Origin of the sequence: Pedobacter cryoconitis (assembly GCF_014207135.1) — a bacterium.
Taxonomy (GTDB): Bacteria; Bacteroidota; Bacteroidia; order Sphingobacteriales; family Sphingobacteriaceae; genus Pedobacter; species Pedobacter cryoconitis_D.
In genome coordinates this window covers 86234-101399 of record NZ_JACHCC010000004.1, presented here as the reverse complement: position 1 = coordinate 101399, position 15166 = coordinate 86234, and the positions used below count along the sequence as shown (strand labels likewise).

Here is a 15166-nt window from a genome sequence, read left to right as displayed (position 1 = left end):
AATGCCCCAACAAAAAAAAGTCTTCATTTTTGATGATAACACTGACATCCTTGAGTTATGTACCTTTATCCTGGAAGACGCAGGTTATGAAATCAAAACCTCTTCTACTTCAAATAATATTATAGAACAGGTTATGGCGTATATACCAGACATTATTTTCATGGATAACTGGTTACCTGATGTAGGTGGTATTGATGCCACCAGGGCACTGAAAAGTGATGAAACACTGAAAAATATTCCTGTTATCTATTTCTCTGCAAATAACGACGTGATGTCACTGGCAGATCAGGCTGGTGCTGATGGTTATTTATCCAAACCTTTTGATATCCAGGAACTGGAAAATATTATTCTGAAACATTTACCAGCATAAAAATGCCCCCAATAAGTGTCTAACTTTTTGGGGGCACTTCAATGAAGGGCTTTTTTGTGGGTTTTCTTATTTTACACCCAGTACGTCAACTCCCTGTTCGAAGATTACATCTACCGGAATGCCTTTTTTACCTAAGCGGTCTAAGTCAGCCTGTAATTCAGGACTGATAACAGCATTGGTTTTCTGTACTTTTTCTACAGCAGCTCTGTCCCCGTTACCCTGAAGGGTAAGGATCATGCTGCTCAGTTCGTTCATCGCAGTATGGAATTTGTCGAAATCTACTTTATAAGTTCCTTCCGGCGTTCTTACAAATGCGGCTTTCTCCTTGAAGAAGTTGAAACACTGCATATTGGCCTGACCATGAGCGCTTGATGCACCAAATCTTACAGAGCGTAATAAACCGGCCATAAAAGTGGTGTAATAGGTTTTGATATCACCTGTCAGTTCACCCTTTTTCAATAGCCCTGTTACCATGTATAAGCCCAGAATATCTGCTTTACCTTCTTCCAGCCAGCCTGATTGTTCCTTCAGTGCTTCTTTAACAAAGCCTTTGCCTGTAACTGTCTTTTTGATACCCAGGCCATGTGCAACTTCATGGAACATCACATTGGCAAAGAACGAATCAAAATTGATATATTTCTGCTGGTCCTTGTCGATCAGTTCATTGGCAATAGGAACCAGGATCTTATCGAATTTGGCTTTCATTGCATTCTTCAACTGTGATCTGCGTGTTCCTTTTTTCTGCTGAATGACTTCGTCATTAGGTAAATTCACTGCTATGGTTTTAGAGCCTGAATTACAGTCCCCTGCGTAATAAACTACGTCATAAGCATTCAGTTCTGAATCAGTACCTGGTTTCTCTGTTTTGTATTTTTCAGCTACTGGTAGTCCTTTTTGTAACTCAGGCAGCATGCTTACGTATTTTGCAAGACGTTTGCTCCATACTTTATCTTTGACTAAAACATAAGCCTCATAAGAGGTACGGGCATTAAACATTTTGTCTTCGTAGTTCTCAATAGGGCCGATGATGATATCCAGAATGTTGGTTTTCATATCCAGCCAGGCATAATCACTGGCCGTGAAATTATCATTCATTAAGGCGTCTGCTCTAAGGTTCAGGTACTTTTTAAATCCTGCATCTTCAGTCATCAGCGCTGCTTGTTTTAACAGGCTGGAAGCCCTCTGCAATTCTGCTGCATAGACAATATGGTAGGGAACCAGGGTTAATTTACCTGTAGAGTCTTTTTGTATAACTGAATAAGGGTTGAATTTATCTTTCAGTGCAGACTTTTCGATTTCTGCTTTAGTAATTCCGGCCGGATAAAATGAGGCTCCTGCAGGTTTGCTTCCGATGCCGGTAATAAATGGTTTATCGCCATTTAACCTGTCCCAGGGACCATAGTTTATTTTTACAAATTCTTTGGTTTTTTCGTCTTTCAGTGCTGCCAGTAAGCTATCGCGTTGCGGATAAGCCTGTTTCCAGAATAACTCGTCCATAATCTGGGCGGCCTGAATCAGCAGAGGAAGTATTTTTCGTTCATTAGCACTTAATGCATTGAGGTTTGTGGTGAGTTTAACGGTTTCGTAAATATTCAGTCTGTTGTGAACATATTCCTGTAAACTGTCTTTAACGGTTACACCTGTTTTTTCTGTAGAGGCAGCAGTTTTGGTGCCGGCTGTATGGGTACAGGAACCCATTCCTGCAATGATGGAGCATCCAGTTAAAAATAAGGCTGCTTTAGTAAGTTTGTTCATGGTAATTTTTTATAACGCACCTAAATTAGGAAAAATAATAAGCAGGGCATAAAGTTTAGCGCATTCTCCTGCATTTATGTAAATATTAGTAATTTCACCGTTATAATTACCTATGATGAGACAAACCGCACGAAGTAAAAACACCATACTGCTAAGTATCCCTTTGTTTTTTCTTGCCGCCTGTTCTGCAAATAAATACGCGGCGACCAATAAAATATATAAAAATCAGGCTAAAGAGTTTGGTAAGACCTTAACAGAAATGCCGCCCTTAAATCAAAATATAGAAACTCTTCCTCCTGATCAGCAGTCTTTTATAGGCTCGGTGAATTTCGGGATCCGGAAGCCTAATTTTATTATTCTGCATCATACGGCACAGACTTCCACAGAGCTTACGGTTAAGGCTTTTACTTTAAAGAAGACTCAAACCAGTGCACATTATGTGGTCGGCAGAGATGGTAAGGTTGTACAAATGGTCAATGACTATCTGCGGGCAAATCATGCGGGGGTTGCTAAATGGGGGAATGAATATGACCTGAACTCTTGTTCATTGGGGATTGAGCTTGATAATAATGGTGATGAACCGTATTCTGATGCACAGATTAACAGTTTACTGGCGCTGTTGACCACACTGAAGAAAAAATATAATATCCCGGCATCTAATATTATTGGTCATTCTGATATTGCGCCTAAACGTAAGATAGACCCGAATAAATTTCCATGGAAACAATTAGCTGATAAAGGATTTGGTTTATGGTATGATGATGTTTTACAGATCCCGCCAGTTGAATTTGATCCCGCAATCGCACTGCGTATTATTGGTTATGATGTCAGTAACCTACCTGCGGCAATTATAGCTTTTAAACGTCATTTTGTACAGACTGATATTAGTCCGGTGCTTAGTTTGCAGGATAAAATGATCCTGTTTAATCTTTATAAAAAGTATTAACCGTCCTGAGATGGTTGTGGTCGGGTCAGGTAGTAGTACTGGTTGGGACTGAACCAATGTCTGACTAATCCCGGTCTATGGCAAGTCCATGGATTTTAACTAGTTGAAAAGACATGGAGGAAGCACGTGGTAAGATCCTTTCAGTAGTGGTGTTTTCCTAAGCAGTACCCGACTTTAACCGGAAGCTGACCCAGAAGTACTTAAACAAAAAGAGCCCGCCTGATTTTGGTCAGACGGGCTCTTCAGTATCAGAATTATTTTTTCGCTTTTGCCCAGGCATCTTTCAGACCTACTGTCTGATTAAAAACAAGGTGATCAGCTGTAGAGTCCTTGTCCAGGCAATAATATCCTTTACGGATAAACTGGTATCTTGATTCCAGGTCGGCACCGGCAAGATAGGGCTCGATATAAGCTTTCTTAATTACTTTAACGCTGTCAGGATGAAGGTAATCTTTAAAGTCTCCCTCTTCACTATCTGGTGATTCTACAGAGAACAGACGGTCATAAACCCTTATCTCTGCTGTTTTAGCATGTTTAGTGCTTACCCAATGGATAGTTCCTTTTACATGGATTTCACTGGTATCTTCACCGCTTTTTGACTCAGGAATATAGGTACAATGGATTTCAGTAACATTTCCGTCAGCATCCTTTTTGAAATCTTCACATTTTACAATGTAAGCGTTTTTCAGTCTTACCATCGCACCGGGAGCCAGTCTGAACCATTTTTTTGCGGGTTCTTCCATAAAATCTTCCCGCTCAATCCAAAGTTCTTTACTGAAAGGAATTTCTCTCAGGCCGCCTTTATCTTCAGCCTCAGGGTTGTTTTCACCAATAAGAACTTCTTCTTTTTCATCAGGATAGTTCGTGATGATCAGTTTAATCGGATCGAGAACAGCCATGACGCGGTTAGCTGTTTTATTTAAATGTTCACGGATACAGAATTCCAGTAAACTCAGTTCAATCAGGTTCTCTCTTTTTGCAATCCCGATTCTTTCACAAAATTCACGGATACTTTCAGGGGTATAACCTCTTCTTCTTAAACCGCTGATGGTAGGCATGCGCGGATCATCCCATCCGGTTACAACGTTTTCATTCACCAATTGTAAGAGTTTACGCTTGCTCATTACTGTATAAGTAAGGTTCAGGCGGGCAAACTCATACTGGTGGGAAGGGAAAATACCCAGTTGTGCGATAAACCAGTCGTATAGTTCACGGTGTGAAACATATTCCAGGGTACAGATAGAGTGTGTGATTTCTTCAATACTGTCACTCTGGCCATGCGCAAAATCGTACATCGGATAAATACACCAGGTATTACCGGTACGGTGATGTTCAGCATGTTTGATACGATAGATAATCGGATCACGCATCAGCATGTTAGGACTGGACATATCGATCTTAGCACGAAGAATACAGGCACCATCTTCAAACTCACCAGCTTTCATACTGCTGAACAGGCTCAGGTTTTCTTCAATACTGCGGCTTCTGTAAGGACTGTCGGTTCCTGGTTCAGTAGGTGTACCTTTAAGGGCAGCAATTTCATCTGCAGTACCATGATCTACATAAGCTAGTCCGTTTTCTATGAGTTTAACAGCAAAATCATACAGCGTATCAAAATAATCCGAAGTATATAACTCGTGTTTCCATTCAAAACCAAGCCACCTGATATCTTCCTGCTGGCTGTCCACATATTCGGTTTTTTCCGTTACCGGATTTGTATCATCAAATCTCAGGTTGGTATAGCCACCGTATTTCTGTGTTAATCCAAAATTCAGGCAGATTGCCTTCGCATGACCGATATGTAAATATCCATTGGGCTCAGGTGGAAAACGTGTAACTAAAGTTTTGTACTTTCCACTATTTAAATCGTTTTCAATGATCTCTTCAATAAAGTTCAATGATCTTTCCTCACTCATAAAAACTGTAAATTTATATTCAAAGTTAATATAAAAGAGCTAATTTACTTACATTTACGATGGATTATCGGTATAATTTATGAGCAAAACATTAAACAGGCCTATTCGTATTTTAGTGGCTAAAGTTGGCCTGGACGGACATGACCGGGGTGCCAAAGTGATTGCAACCTCCCTGCGTGATGCAGGTATGGAAGTGATTTATACGGGGTTACGACAAACACCAGAGATGGTTGTGAATACTGCTTTGCAGGAAGATGTCGATGCGATAGGTGTTTCTATCTTATCTGGGGCACATATGACTGTTTTTCCTAAAATTATTGAGTTTATGAAGCAAAAACAACTGACCAATGTCCTGTTAACCGGGGGCGGGATTATTCCTGAGTCAGATATGCGGAAACTTAAAGAAATAGGCGTAGGTGAATTATTTGCGCCGGGAACAACAATGGAATCAATTGTTAATTATATCCGTGACTGGGCTACTGAACACAGAAATTTTTAAATTATGACTTATCAGAACATATTATCAGAAATTAAGGCAAATATTCTTTACATCACGATTAACCGGGAGGCTAAATTAAACGCCTTGAATAAAGCGACCCTGCTTGAACTGGCCGACGTAATTGCTTATGCTTCAAGAACTGAAGAGGTAAGAGGTGTGCTTTTAACCGGGGCAGGAGAAAAGGCCTTTGTTGCCGGGGCGGATATTTCAGAGTTTTCATCTTATAATACTGAGCAGGGCGAAGCACTGGCCAGAAACGGGCAGGTAAATGTTTTTGATGCGATAGAAAAGTGTAATAAGCCATTTGTGGCGGCAATTAACGGATTTGCATTGGGAGGAGGACTGGAACTGGCTATGGCGTGTCATATCCGTGTAGCCGCAGATACAGCTAAAATGGGGCTTCCCGAGGTTACTTTAGGTCTGATTCCGGGTTATGGGGGGACGCAGAGACTGACCAGATTGGTTGGGAAAGGAAGAGCTACAGAAATGATCACTACCGCGGATATGATCACCGCAGAAAGGGCTGAGAAAATAGGATTGGTCAATCATGTTGTGCCTCTTGCTGAACTGATCGGCAAAGCAGAAGAAATTCTGAATAAAATTAAACAGCGTGCCCCTCTGGCAATTGCCAGTGCAATCAGGACAGTAAATGCCGCTGTAACTGAGGGAGTAAACGGTTTTGAAGTTGAAATTGAAGAGTTCGGGAACTGTTTTGGAACAGCTGATTTCAAAGAGGGGGTCGGTGCCTTTCTGGAAAAGCGAAAGGCTGATTTTAAAGGAAGGTAACGACCTTTAAATAAGTGGATTAAATTTTGATCATATAATTTTCTTGGAGTGTCAGGCACGCTAAAAAGCGATTGAGGGGAATATTAATATATAAGTGTAGAAAATATTTCCCATATAAAATATTTCTTTATATTTATCATCAAATTAGTTTAGAATTTGTTGGTAGATATGAAAAGAATACTAATAGTAGATGATGAAATAAATATAGGGCTGTTATTGTCAAAATTCTTAACCAGAAATGGTTTTAGCGTGAACACAGCTACGAGTGGTGTTTCTGCACAAGACTATCTGAGTAAAGATCATTATGACCTGGTTCTATGCGATTACAGGCTGGAAGATACCGATGGAAAGGAGATGCTCATCAAGATTAAAGAGAGTTATCCGCAGACTGGTGTGATTATCATTACTGGTTACTCGGACATCAAACTTGCTGTTGAACTGATCAAATTAGGGGCCTACGACTATATTACCAAGCCTCTTTATCCGGATGAAATTTTAAATACAATAAATAAAGCTATTGATACCCAGATCGCGCTGAATGATACTACAGCAGAAGGCGCAAGGTCAGAGGTACAGAAAGCAAAGGTTTCAAAGCCGGTGTACAATCAGGTAGAAAATTTTGTAGCAGGGCAGAGCCAGGCATCAAAAGAATTACTGAAACAGATCCAGCTGGTAGCCCCGACTTCATATAGTGTAATCCTGACTGGTGAAAGTGGAACCGGAAAAGAATCTGTAGCGAAAGCTATTCATTTAAACAGCCCGAGAAGAGATAATCCTTTTGTCGCCATGGACTGTGGTTCTTTAACCAAAGAGCTTGCAGGAAGTGAATTTTTTGGGCATGAAAAAGGATCCTTCACTGGTGCTTTAAATACCAAGATTGGTCATTTTGAAATGGCTAATGGCGGAACACTTTTCCTGGATGAAGTAGGAAACTTATCCTATGATTTGCAGGCTGCCTTATTAAGGACAGTTCAGGAAAGAAAAATTAAAAGGATAGGTAGTACTAAAGAAATTGATCTGGACGTGAGAATTATTGTGGCCACGAATGAAAACCTGGCAACAGCAATACAAAAAGGACGTTTCAGAGAAGATTTATACCACCGTTTTAATGAATTTGCGATTAACCTTCCACCGCTGAGTCACAGGGGGAAAGATATTATGATTTTTGCCAAAACTTTTCTTGACTTTGCTAATGAAGAACTGGGCAGAAATGTACTTGGTTTTTCTAAGGATGTAGAAGAGTGTTTCTTAAGTTATAACTGGCCTGGAAATGTCAGGGAGCTGAAGAATGTAGTCCGCAGGGCAACATTACTGACCGAATCTGATGAAATCCAGCTCAAAGCATTACCACTTGAGATCTCAACGTATGCTAAAGTAACGGCTATTGAAAATACAATTCACAGAAATCATGAGAAATCAAGGGATTTGAAAAACGCAGCTTCAGAAGCCGAATACGAGGCCATTCTGAAGGTTTTGCGGGAAGTGAATTTCAACAAAACCAAAGCGGCAAAGATTTTAAATATAGACAGAAAAACGCTGTATAATAAAATGAAGGCCATCAACCTGGATAGCTGATCAGATAAAACCCTTTTCTTATTTTAAACCTGGAAAGGACGATGTTGAACATTGACTCCCTGGACCTGTCTTTGCGGAGCGGCCGGAGAGGTCTGCCTTAATTCGAAAGATTTAAAACAATTTCTGACAACGGGGAGTTATTACAAGCAATATCGATGATGAGCACTAATAACGTTACAAAATCAATTATAAAACATAAATATTAAAGTCATGAATGATAACTCAAAAGTGCTAGTTGGATTATTAACGGGTTTGGCTGCTGGTGCAGCATTAGGATTGTTATTTGCTCCTGAAAAAGGAAGCGAAACACGTGACAGGTTAAACCAGTCTTTAAAAGATCTTGGGGATGCATTAAAAGAAAGGGCAGCAGATGAAATTAATCATCTTGCCGGACTGAAAGATAAAGTGGTCAGTTCGGTGAAAAGTAAGCTGAATGAGGCTGAAGAAGAATTTGTTGACGATACGGAACACGCTTAGGCAAAATTTTATTGAAGATACCAATGGAGGAGAAGAAAGAAAAGAATATTGAGGATCTGTTCTCAGAAGCTAAAAAATACGTGGATACACGTCTGGAATATGCACGCCTTGTACTGATTAAACGGTCGGCTAAGGTATTCGCTGATTTAGTGACAAATGCAATAGTTGGAATTTGTTTCATGTTGGCTTTTATCCTGGGAACAATTACTCTGGCACTCTTCTTATCTACGGTATTTGCGAGTTTCACAGCCGGATTTGGTTGTGTGGCCTTACTTTATCTCTTCCTGGCAGTCATTGTTTATATGACAAAGGAAAAATACATTGAAAAAGCTATCGTCAACTTCACGATCAGTAAATATTTTAAAAAATTACAGGAGGACGAGGAAGATGAGCAAAAATTATGATATCAAAAACCTGCAGGACCTTAATATCAGATTGATTAGTCTCAAGGCTGATTATAGAATGCAGGAAGAGACGATAAAGGGTGATGTAAAAGAATATCTGCATCAGTTTACGTTAGGCAGCCTGATTAAGAAATATGCTACACCTTCTGCCTTTTTAAAGGTTGATGATAAGCTGAACATCAGCAGCAAACTGATGTCTATGATACTACCGGTTATCATGAACAGCACGCTTTTCAGGGGCTCGGGGTTTATTACTAAAGCACTGGTAGGACTGGCAACAAGCAAGGTGGGCAAAACTATGGACGCGGAACATATTTCTGCGATATTTAATTCGATCAAGGGATTATTTACAGGGAAAAAGAAAAAAGAGAAACCGGGGTTTGTGGATTATGGAATCCCGGCCGACAGTGAGACCTTTTAGTTCGGGAATCCGGTTCGGATATAAAAACAAAGATGCTATTTTTGCGCTACGCCTCTTGAAACAGCGGCTGATGCGCAAAAATAGCATCTTTGTTTTTATATATACCCAGCTTGTTTCACCATTGCGTTGAACAAAGAAGGTTATCAGGACATGGTGTATATACAGCAAAGTATATAGTTGCAAAATTGATTCTGAAATTGCTATTTTAGTATGAACCCTTATTCGTTTTTTATGAAGCTAAAATATTTTATCGCGCTGTTTGTTTTATTGCCTTTTGTGTCCTTCTCGCAGGATAGTCAGGGAACTCTGACTAAAGTAGGGGATGCTGTCCCGGTATTTAATTTTGAAATAGAGAAAGGAAAGACGGTTTCGATTAGTGATTATAAAGGGAAACTTGTCCTGATCAACCTCTTTGCTACCTGGTGCCCGCCTTGTAATGAAGAACTACCGGAAGTGCAGAAAAGGATCTGGGAGAAATATAAAGGCAATCCTAAATTCGCTTTTTTTGTCTTCGGCAGAGAAGAAGGCTGGGATAAACTGATCCCTTTTAAAGCAAAGAAGGGATTTACATTCCCTATTCTTCCTGATGCAGACAGAGGGATCTTCAAACTGTTTGCCACACAGTCAATCCCAAGAAATATTATTGTGGATGAAACAGGAAAGATAATCTATCAGTCAATCGGATATACCCCTGAGGAATTTGATGGATTGGTGAAGTTCATCGATAAACATCTGAAAACTTCAACTAAATAAGAAGACATCTTTTTTTATAAAAAAAACAAATTCTGGAATAATCCGCAGAATAAATTTTACCAGTTTACCCTGAAACAGGAGTACGTTAGCTGGAAAGATTTAACTGTATGAGTAAGATATATGTAAAAGACATCGCAGTAACTATACTCCGTAAGGATGGAGAAGATTTTGTCTGTTTAACGGATATGTTAAAGGCGAAAGATGGTGGTTTCTTCGTTAGTGATTGGTTGCGTAACAGAAATACGCTTGAGTACTTATCAGTATGGGAACGTTTAAATAACCCGGATTTTAATTATGGCGAATTTGCCATAATATGTTCCAAATCGGGTTTAAATAACTATAAATTAAGCGTTAAAGAATGGATACAGAAAACAAGGGCAATAGGTATCAAAGCAACTTCTGGCAGATATGGCGGGACGTATGCGCATAGGGATATAGCATTTGAGTTTGGCATGTGGATTAGTGCTGAGTTCAAGTTATTACTTATAACTGAATATCAAAGGCTAAAGAACGAAGAAGCTGAGAGATTGAATTCTGGTTGGGACTACAGACGCTTTTTATCCAAAACGAATCAGGTGATACATACTGATGCCATCAATGAATGTCTGATCCCTGAACTTACCCCTGAACAGGCTAAACAGGTCTATGCAAATGAAGCCGATCTGCTGAATGTAGCGTTGTTTGGAATGTCAGCCGGACAATGGCAGAGAGAGAACCAGAAACTCTGTTCACAGGGGCTGAATATCCGTGATACAGCCGATATACATCAGTTAATTGTATTGAGCAATCTGGAAAGCGGTAATGCCTATCTGATTGGAAAAGGTATTTCTCAGCGGGACCGCTTACCGGAACTTAGAAAGATGGCCGTGTCTCAATTACTGTCATTAAGACGTTCCGCATATACTATAGAAAAAATACAAGGCCTGTTTGAAACTTAGTGTGATTAAACAAAAAACGCCGGTTTTCTAGAGAAAACCGGCGTTTTGATCAACAATTTGTGATTACAAATCGGTTTTTATTTTAAGCTCTTTAAGCTGTTTTTCATCAATAGTTGATGGACTGTCAATCATGACATCCCTTCCCGAATTATTTTTAGGGAAAGCTATAACGTCACGGATACTATCCAGGCCTGCGAAGATCGAACATAACCTGTCAAAGCCGAAAGCGATACCACCGTGTGGAGGCGCGCCAAATTCAAAAGCATCCATCAGGAACCCGAATTGTTTCTGAGCTTCTTCTGGAGTGAATCCTAAGTGTTTAAACATTAAGGCCTGTAAGGTACGGTCATGGATACGAATTGATCCACCGCCGATTTCAGTCCCGTTAACAACCATATCATAAGCATTTGCTCTTACTTCACCAGGATTGGTATCCAGTAAAGCAATATCCTCAGGCTTAGGAGAGGTGAAAGGGTGGTGCATCGCGTGGAAACGTTCAGATTCTTCATCCCACTCTAATAACGGGAAGTCAAGTACCCAAAGTGCACTGAATACATTTTTATCACGCAGACCTAATCTTGTACCCATTTCCAGACGAAGTTCGCTGAGTTGTTTGCGCACTTTATCTTTCGTTCCGGCCATCAATAGCATTAAATCGCCAGGTTGTGTCTGAAGGGCTTCAGCCCATTGTTTCAGGTCTTCCTCAGTATAAAACTTATCAACGGAAGATTTGATAGAACCATCCTCACCATGTCTTGCGTAAATCAGGCCGGTAGCGCCGATCTGAGGGCGTTTAATGAAGTCGGTTAACTCATCCAGCTGTTTACGTGTATAATGGGCGCAGCCTTTCGCATTGATCCCGATAACTAATTCTGCATTATCGAAAACCGGGAAGTTTTTTCCTTTAACCTGGTCGTTCAGTTCTACAAAACGCATTTCAAAACGGGTATCCGGCTTATCTGAACCATACCAGCGCATGGCATCTGCATATTGCATTCTCGGAACTTCCGGCAAATCAAAGTTTTTAACCTCCTTGAAAAGTGTACGGATCAGGCCTTCAAAAGTATTCAGGATATCTTCCTGCTCTATAAATGACATCTCACAGTCAATCTGGGTAAATTCAGGTTGTCTGTCAGCACGCAAATCTTCATCTCTGAAACATTTTACGATCTGGAAATATCTGTCAAAACCCGAAACCATCAGCAATTGCTTAAAGGTCTGGGGAGACTGAGGCAAAGCATAGAACTCCCCTGCATTCATCCGGCTTGGAACTACAAAGTCCCTTGCGCCTTCAGGTGTGGATTTAATCAATACTGGCGTCTCCACCTCAATAAATTCCAGTGCATCCAGATATCTTCTTGTCGTTTGTGCCATTTTATGACGCAAAACCATATTATTTCTTACCGGATTTCTTCTCAGGTCCAGGTAACGGTATTTCATACGTAAATCATCACCACCATCTGTCTCATCATCAATCAGAAATGGCGGGATTTTCGAAGCATTCAATATCTCAAGATCAGTGATTTTAATCTCCACTTCTCCTGTAGGCATCTTAAGGTTTTTATTGGAACGCTCAACAACCAGTCCGCTTGCTTTGATCACGAATTCACGACCTAAAGTACGGGCTTGTTCACATAGCTGAGTGTTATCATCCATATTAAAAACCAATTGGGTGATGCCATAGCGATCTCGAATGTCAATAAAAGTCATTCCTCCCAAGTCTCTGGATTTCTGTACCCAACCGCACAGAATTACGTTCTCGCCTAGATTCTCAATCGTAAGCGCTCCGCAAGTTGTTGTTCTTAACATTTTTAATCGGATTAAGCCGCAAAAATATTCATTTTGAGCCATATATTACAAATGCTTATTCAATTAGCATGAGTATATTGAAAAGTTTTTTCATAATGATGCAACGTTTGGAAAATCACCCTGTCATTTATAGCGAATACGAAAACATTGGAAGCAGTATATATAGATAAAAATATTGATCTGGTAAATGCTTGCAGAAAAGGCAGCAGAACCGCACAATTTGAATTATACAAGTTGTATGAGAGAGCTATGTACAGCGCTGCCCTGCGAATTGTGAATCATGAGGCTGAAGCTGAGGATATTTTGCAGGAAGCTTTTCTGGATGCTTTTTTACGGATAGGTGATTTCAGAGGAGATACAACATTTGGTTTATGGTTGAAACAAATCATTGTCAATAAATCAATTAACTGTCTCCGCAAAAGAAAAATGGAGTTTACCGATCTGGATGGCCTGGAGATTGCAGCTGAAGAACCATTTGACCAGGAGGAACTGGAATGGAAGGTGGAGGAAGTGAAAGCGGCAGTTAGCAAACTGGCAGACGGATACAGGGTCGTGCTTACGTTATACCTGTTTGAAGGGTATGACCATGAGGAAATTTCGCATATTCTTAAAATATCGGAAGTAACTTCCCGATCACAATTGATGCGTGCAAAAATGAAGTTGAGAAATATATTAGAAAAGAAAGGAGCAAGAGATGAGTACTAAACTGGAAGATTTTATCAGGGAAAACAAGAGGGAGTTTGATACAGACAGGCCTTCTGCCGGACTCTGGAAAAAAATCGAAGGGGAGCTGGATAAGAAGGACCAGCAGAAAAAAAAGCATAGGTATAATTTTAATATTCAGCTATGGATGGGTATTGCCTCCTCAATAATCATATTGTTGGGGGTTACCTTTATGTATATTCTACCGGCTAAAAAGGGCCGTATAAGTGTCGCCGATATTAATCCGGCTTATGGACAGAAACAAGTCCAGTTTGTGGGAATGATTGAGCAGAAGAGAGATAGTCTGCAGGCCTTTGCAGCAACGGACCCTGAATTATACAACAAATTCAAAACAGATTTTCAGGTCCTTAATGCTACTTATGAGAAGCTGAGGAAAGAAATGGCTGGAAGTCCTAATCAGCAAATGGTTGCGAAAGCCATGATCCGGAACCTGGAAATTCAGATCCAGCTACTGAACCAGCAGTTGTCAATTATTAACGAAGTCAGTCAATATAAAAAGGAAAACAGTATATGAAAAAGTTGATTCTCTCCATTGCTCTTTTAGGCTCATTAAGTTTGTCTTATGCACAGGATGAACCAGAGCGAAAAGCACCTCTATATGCTGCAAATAACGTGAATACATCAATGGTTGCTGCTGTACAGGGTGCAGATCCGCAGAATGATGATCCCATGCGGTCAAAAAATTTCAGCAAAACATTTCCTTTAGGTTCAGGGGATAAAATCAGTCTGCATAATCAGTATGGTGGCATGGTGATCAAACTATGGGATAAAAAGGAAATTAAAATTGATGTTTCTGTCAAAGCCTTTAGCAATGATGAGAGAGAAGTACAAAAGTTAATTGACCAGGTAACTATTTCAGCCGAAAAAAATGGGGATATGGTAGGTTGCAAAACTATCATTGAACAGCCTGGTAATCGGTCAGGACGTGGTAGAAGAAGAGAAATTAAAGTGAATTATGTGGTTTATATGCCTTCTTCAAATGCTTTGACCTTAACACAGGAATTCGGTAACGTAAACCTCGAAGGCTGCTCAGGACCACTATATGCAAAAGTTCAGTATGGGGACTTTATTGCGGGAAACCTTTCGGGAACAAACAATTATATTTCTGTTCAATATGGTAAAACGTCAATTACTGAATTAAATAAAGGAGTTGTTAAACAGCAGTATGGTTCGGGTTTAACAATCGGAACAGTGGGTACACTTGACCTGGATGCACAATATGCTCCAGTGTCGATTAATACCATCCGGGGAAATGCAGTGATCAAGCAGCAATATGGTTCTGGACTTACGGTTAACAGCGTTAATAATCTTGATCTGAATGTACAGTATGCAAATGTGCGGGTGGATAATATTAAAGGCAATGCGATTATCAGACAAGAGTACAACTCGCTGAAGATCGGTAATGTCGGAAAATTAAGCCTGCGGTCAGAATATGCTGGGGTGAATATTGGTAACCTGAGAGGAGATGGTAATCTCAAAATGAGCTATAACAATCTGGATATTAATGAAATTGGTTCTGGATGTAAAAATCTGTTGATTGATAATGAGTATGTAGATACAAAACTGAATTTTGCTGGTGGTTATAATGGAGATTTTACCGTAAAAAGCAGTTATAGCGGATTCAGACATGGTGACAGAGTAAGTGTGAGTCAGACAGGTGAAGACGATGAGAACAAAAATTATTCTGGGAAAATTGGTAGTGGCGGCGGAGCAGTAATCCGTATGAAATCAGAGTACGGATCTGTGTCTTTCAGATAAGATTATAAAAATGGAATTGAAGCTTGCTGGTTAAAT

16 protein-coding genes are annotated in these 15166 nt (G+C 40.0%); 13 read left to right on the top strand and 3 right to left on the bottom strand.

Translation table 11 applies throughout. The features are described 5' to 3' along the window. Position 1: 1 nt before the first annotated feature. Entirely contained in the window at positions 2-370 is a 369-nt protein-coding gene (locus HDF25_RS08085; RefSeq protein WP_184624241.1) for a response regulator, read from the top strand. A gap of 66 nt (positions 371-436) precedes the next feature. Here the strand turns inward: HDF25_RS08085 and HDF25_RS08080 are convergent, their stop codons facing one another. Further along, positions 437-2125, bottom strand: a complete 1689-nt coding sequence (locus HDF25_RS08080) for a dipeptidyl-peptidase 3 family protein (RefSeq protein ID WP_184624240.1) — start codon at positions 2123-2125, stop codon at positions 437-439. 112 nt (positions 2126-2237) lie between these two features. Here HDF25_RS08080 and HDF25_RS08075 point away from each other — a divergent pair, with 112 nt between their 5' ends. Next, a complete protein-coding gene (locus HDF25_RS08075) occupies positions 2238-3071 on the top strand; it encodes an N-acetylmuramoyl-L-alanine amidase (protein ID WP_411267906.1) in 834 nt (277 codons plus the stop codon). A gap of 254 nt (positions 3072-3325) precedes the next feature. Here HDF25_RS08075 and HDF25_RS08070 read toward each other — a convergent pair whose 3' ends face one another. After that, positions 3326-4987, bottom strand: coding sequence for a glutamine--tRNA ligase/YqeY domain fusion protein (locus HDF25_RS08070; protein ID WP_184624239.1), 1662 nt, complete (start codon positions 4985-4987; stop codon positions 3326-3328). Between the two features lie 79 nt (positions 4988-5066). Here HDF25_RS08070 and HDF25_RS08065 point away from each other — a divergent pair, with 79 nt between their 5' ends. The 8 genes from HDF25_RS08065 (at position 5067) to HDF25_RS08030 (ending at position 10840) form a co-directional block, all read left to right on the top strand. Next, complete coding sequence (locus HDF25_RS08065) at positions 5067-5486, top strand: cobalamin B12-binding domain-containing protein (protein WP_184624238.1); 420 nt, start codon at positions 5067-5069, stop codon at positions 5484-5486. A 3-nt stretch (positions 5487-5489) separates the two neighbouring features. Beyond that, a complete protein-coding gene (locus HDF25_RS08060) occupies positions 5490-6272 on the top strand; it encodes an enoyl-CoA hydratase/isomerase family protein (RefSeq protein WP_184624237.1) in 783 nt (260 codons plus the stop codon). 168 nt (positions 6273-6440) lie between these two features. After that, positions 6441-7847, top strand: coding sequence for a sigma-54-dependent transcriptional regulator (locus tag HDF25_RS08055; RefSeq protein WP_184624236.1), 1407 nt, complete (start codon positions 6441-6443; stop codon positions 7845-7847). Between the two features lie 210 nt (positions 7848-8057). Beyond that, a complete protein-coding gene (locus HDF25_RS08050) occupies positions 8058-8324 on the top strand; it encodes a YtxH domain-containing protein (RefSeq protein WP_184624235.1) in 267 nt (88 codons plus the stop codon). Positions 8325-8347: 23 nt separating this feature from the next. Beyond that, positions 8348-8728, top strand: a complete 381-nt coding sequence (locus HDF25_RS08045) for a phage holin family protein (RefSeq protein WP_184624234.1) — start codon at positions 8348-8350, stop codon at positions 8726-8728. Beyond that, positions 8712-9149: a hypothetical protein gene (locus HDF25_RS08040; RefSeq protein WP_184624233.1), complete on the top strand. Its 438-nt coding sequence runs from the start codon at positions 8712-8714 to the stop codon at positions 9147-9149. The genes HDF25_RS08045 and HDF25_RS08040 overlap by 17 nt, the downstream gene beginning before the upstream one ends. A gap of 231 nt (positions 9150-9380) precedes the next feature. Next, positions 9381-9902: a TlpA family protein disulfide reductase gene (locus HDF25_RS08035; protein ID WP_184624232.1), complete on the top strand. Its 522-nt coding sequence runs from the start codon at positions 9381-9383 to the stop codon at positions 9900-9902. 107 nt (positions 9903-10009) lie between these two features. Then, entirely contained in the window at positions 10010-10840 is an 831-nt protein-coding gene (locus HDF25_RS08030) for a KilA-N domain-containing protein (protein WP_184624231.1), read from the top strand. 63 nt (positions 10841-10903) lie between these two features. On the opposite strand, the gene aspS is transcribed toward HDF25_RS08030, so the two are convergent. Continuing rightward, positions 10904-12649, bottom strand: coding sequence for an aspartate--tRNA ligase (gene aspS, locus HDF25_RS08025; protein WP_184624230.1), 1746 nt, complete (start codon positions 12647-12649; stop codon positions 10904-10906). 147 nt (positions 12650-12796) lie between these two features. Between aspS and HDF25_RS08020 the strand changes: the two genes are divergently transcribed. Genes HDF25_RS08020 through HDF25_RS08010 form a run of 3 tightly spaced genes read left to right on the top strand, consistent with a single transcriptional unit; the run spans position 12797 to position 15130 of the window. Continuing rightward, complete coding sequence (locus HDF25_RS08020; RefSeq protein WP_184624229.1) at positions 12797-13354, top strand: RNA polymerase sigma factor; 558 nt, start codon at positions 12797-12799, stop codon at positions 13352-13354. Beyond that, positions 13344-13886, top strand: a complete 543-nt coding sequence (locus HDF25_RS08015) for a hypothetical protein (protein ID WP_184624228.1) — start codon at positions 13344-13346, stop codon at positions 13884-13886. The genes HDF25_RS08020 and HDF25_RS08015 overlap by 11 nt, the downstream gene beginning before the upstream one ends. Next, positions 13883-15130, top strand: coding sequence for a hypothetical protein (locus HDF25_RS08010; RefSeq protein ID WP_184624227.1), 1248 nt, complete (start codon positions 13883-13885; stop codon positions 15128-15130). Before HDF25_RS08015 ends, HDF25_RS08010 begins: the two co-directional genes overlap by 4 nt. The last annotated feature ends 36 nt before the right edge of the window (positions 15131-15166 follow it).

Coding starts and splice junctions, on each gene's coding strand:
- HDF25_RS08075 (WP_411267906.1), top strand. CDS start 2,238: ATGATGAGACAAACCGCACGAAGTAAAAACACCATACTGCTAAGTATC.
- HDF25_RS08040 (WP_184624233.1), top strand. CDS start 8,712: ATGAGCAAAAATTATGATATCAAAAACCTGCAGGACCTTAATATCAGA.
- HDF25_RS08060 (WP_184624237.1), top strand. CDS start 5,490: ATGACTTATCAGAACATATTATCAGAAATTAAGGCAAATATTCTTTAC.
- HDF25_RS08055 (WP_184624236.1), top strand. CDS start 6,441: ATGAAAAGAATACTAATAGTAGATGATGAAATAAATATAGGGCTGTTA.
- HDF25_RS08015 (WP_184624228.1), top strand. CDS start 13,344: ATGAGTACTAAACTGGAAGATTTTATCAGGGAAAACAAGAGGGAGTTT.
- HDF25_RS08030 (WP_184624231.1), top strand. CDS start 10,010: ATGAGTAAGATATATGTAAAAGACATCGCAGTAACTATACTCCGTAAG.
- HDF25_RS08080 (WP_184624240.1), bottom strand. CDS start 2,125: ATGAACAAACTTACTAAAGCAGCCTTATTTTTAACTGGATGCTCCATC.
- HDF25_RS08050 (WP_184624235.1), top strand. CDS start 8,058: ATGAATGATAACTCAAAAGTGCTAGTTGGATTATTAACGGGTTTGGCT.
- HDF25_RS08085 (WP_184624241.1), top strand. CDS start 2: ATGCCCCAACAAAAAAAAGTCTTCATTTTTGATGATAACACTGACATC.
- HDF25_RS08010 (WP_184624227.1), top strand. CDS start 13,883: ATGAAAAAGTTGATTCTCTCCATTGCTCTTTTAGGCTCATTAAGTTTG.
- HDF25_RS08070 (WP_184624239.1), bottom strand. CDS start 4,987: ATGAGTGAGGAAAGATCATTGAACTTTATTGAAGAGATCATTGAAAAC.
- HDF25_RS08045 (WP_184624234.1), top strand. CDS start 8,348: ATGGAGGAGAAGAAAGAAAAGAATATTGAGGATCTGTTCTCAGAAGCT.
- aspS (WP_184624230.1), bottom strand. CDS start 12,649: ATGTTAAGAACAACAACTTGCGGAGCGCTTACGATTGAGAATCTAGGC.
- HDF25_RS08065 (WP_184624238.1), top strand. CDS start 5,067: ATGAGCAAAACATTAAACAGGCCTATTCGTATTTTAGTGGCTAAAGTT.
- HDF25_RS08035 (WP_184624232.1), top strand. CDS start 9,381: ATGAAGCTAAAATATTTTATCGCGCTGTTTGTTTTATTGCCTTTTGTG.